We start from the raw sequence: 2,618 nt of genomic DNA on the forward strand, positions 1-2,618 counted from the left end.
GGCTCCTGGCCAATACTACGTTTTTGATAGCTATCAGCGCTTGACCATCAAGCGCAAGAGCCGTATTTTGCTTGAGAAATGACCGTTTTTTCTACCAGCCGGTCGTCGCCCAGCACGATCATGGCGAACAGCAGCTCATCGAGGCTGCCCGCCTGGGCCGTGCGGCGCGCCAGCAGCGGCGTGGCCTGGGGGTTGAGCACGACAAAATCGGCCTCGCACCCGGGCTGCAGATTGCCCACCACGCCGGCCAGGCCCAGCGCCCTGGCGGCACCGGCCGTGTGCTGCCACCACAGGTGCGCGGGCGACAAGCTCAGGCCGCGCTTGGTCTGCCCCTCCCGGCCCACGTAATACGCCGCCAGCATGGTGTGAAACGGGCTGAAGCTGGTGCCGCCGCCCACGTCACTCGCCAGTCCGTAGCCCACGCCCACGCTGTCGGCCCCGGCGTAGTCGAAAAAACCGCTGCCCAGAAACAGGTTGCTGGTGGGGCTGATGGCCGCTACCGCCCCGGTGTCGCGCATCAGCGCGCGGTCGTGTTCGTCCAGATGGATGCAGTGGGCATAGACGGCGCGCTCGCGCAGCAGGCCGAAGTCGTCATACACCGACAGGTAGCTGCGCGAAGCCGGAAACAGCTCGCGCGCCCAGCGAATTTCATCGAGGTTCTCGGCCACATGCGACTGGATCCACACATCGGGGTAGCGTGCCGCCAGCTCTCCGGCGCCGCGCAGTTGTGCTGGCGTGCTGGTGGGCGCAAAGCGCGGCGTGATGGCATAGCTCAGGCGGTCCACGCCATGCCAGCGCTGGATCAGGGCCTCGGTATCAATCAGGCTTTGCTCGGTGTCGTCGCGCACGCCGTCGGGCGAGTGACGGTCTTGCAGCACCTTGCCGGTGATCAGCCGCATCTGGCGCCGCTGCGCCTCGGTGAACAAGGCCGCAGCCGACGCGGGATGCGAGGTGGCAAACGCCAGCGCCGTGGTCACGCCATTGCGCAGCAGTTCTGCCATGAAAAACTGAGCTACCTGCGCACTGTATTCGGGCGATCCAAAGCGCTTTTCCTGGGGAAAGGTGTAATTCTCCAGCCAGGGCAGCAACCCATCGGCCGGCGAGCCGATCACATCGGTCTGCGGGAAGTGGATGTGCATGTCCACAAACCCGGGGGCAATGATGCGGCCCGGCAGGTGCTCGACGGGCCCGCCGCCAAAGCGCGGCGCCAGCTCAGACCATGCCCCCGCGGCCAGCACCCGCTGGCGCCCCTGCGCGTCAGGGCCCACGGCCAGCAAGCCATCGGGGTCATACAGGGCCGCGCCGTCGTCGGCAAAGCGCAAAAGGGCGGAGCGAAATACGGGCATGGCCGCTAGCTTAGCGGCAGCCAGCGCCGCCGCGCTTGATGCGTATCAGCGCGGCAGTTTGCCTTGCACCCCTTCGGCCAGCCAGTTCATCTGCAAAATCTGCGGGTCGGAAAGCGTATGGCCGGCGGGAATGACTTCATGGCCTTCGTTGTCACGCACAGCGGCCTTGCCCGCACGGAAGGGGTGCAGCCTGCCAGCACCCACCGCCTTTTGCGCGGCCAGCACCTCTTTTTGCACGGCGGCGGGCACGCGGCTACCAAAGTCGCCCACGCGGATCATGCCCTCGCGCACACCGCCCCACACATTGCCGCTTTTCCAACTGGCGTTTTGCACGGCACGCACGCGCTCGGTGTAGTAACTGCCCCACTGGTGGGTGACGGCCACGATCTGCGCATCGGGCCCCGTGCGGCGCATGTCCGAGTGGTAGGCCACGGCCAGCTTGCCGCGCTCCTGCGCCGCCGCCATCACCGCCGTGGAGCCGGTGTGAAAAGCAATCACATCCACGTCCTGGTTGAACAATGCCATGGCAGCGTCGCGCTCTTTCGAAGGGTCGAACCACACGTTAAGCCACACCACCTTGACCATGGCCTGGGGGTTGACCGAGCGCATGCCCAAAGTGAACGCATTGATGCCCTGCAACACCTCGGGAATCGGGAAACCCGCCACAAAGCCGGCCACACCCGTCTTGCTCATGCGGCCCGCCGCGATGCCCGCGAGGTAGCGGCCTTCGTAATAGCGCGCATTGGCCGTGGCCACATTGGGCAGGGTCTTGTAACCGGTGATGGACTCGAACTTGACCTGAGGATAGTCCTGCGCCACCTTGAGCGTGGGCTCCATGTAGCCAAAGCTGGGGGTGAAGATGATCTGGTGCCCGGTGGCGGCGAGGTCGCGGATCACGCGCTCGGCATCGGCGCCTTCGGCCACGTTCTCGACGAAGGTGGTCTGAACCCCGCTACCCAGCGCGGCCTCGACGGCCTTGCGACCCTCGTCGTGCTGGCGCGTCCAGCCCGCTTCGGTGATCGGCGAAACATAAACGAAGCCCGCCTTCACCACCGGGGCGGGCGCGGCCTTGGTCGTGGCAGGGGTCTGTGAAAAAACGGGGGCGAAAAAGCAGGCGGCCGCGAGCGCGGCAGCGAGGTTTTTGTACATGGTGTTCCTCTACATGGTCCCGGAAACAAAAAACAAAAGGCTGCCGGGACAGCAGCCTTTGCGCCGGTATTTTACGCGAGGAGAACTGCCTGGAGCTCCAACCCATGCCCATGCCCATGCCCA

At 65.4% G+C, this 2,618-nt stretch carries 2 protein-coding genes; both read right to left on the reverse strand.

Annotation, left to right across the window (positions count from 1 at the left end):
- Positions 1-47 precede the first annotated feature (47 nt).
- Entirely contained in the window at positions 48-1,346 is a 1,299-nt protein-coding gene (gene guaD / locus VIR09_RS06030) for a guanine deaminase (protein WP_332012047.1), read from the reverse strand.
- A gap of 45 nt (positions 1,347-1,391) precedes the next feature.
- Positions 1,392-2,495: a BMP family ABC transporter substrate-binding protein gene (locus tag VIR09_RS06035; protein WP_332012048.1), complete on the reverse strand. Its 1,104-nt coding sequence runs from the start codon at positions 2,493-2,495 to the stop codon at positions 1,392-1,394.
- Positions 2,496-2,618 lie beyond the last annotated feature (123 nt).

Source organism: Achromobacter sp., from assembly GCF_036567245.1.
GTDB lineage: Bacteria > Pseudomonadota > Gammaproteobacteria > Burkholderiales > Burkholderiaceae_B > Achromobacter.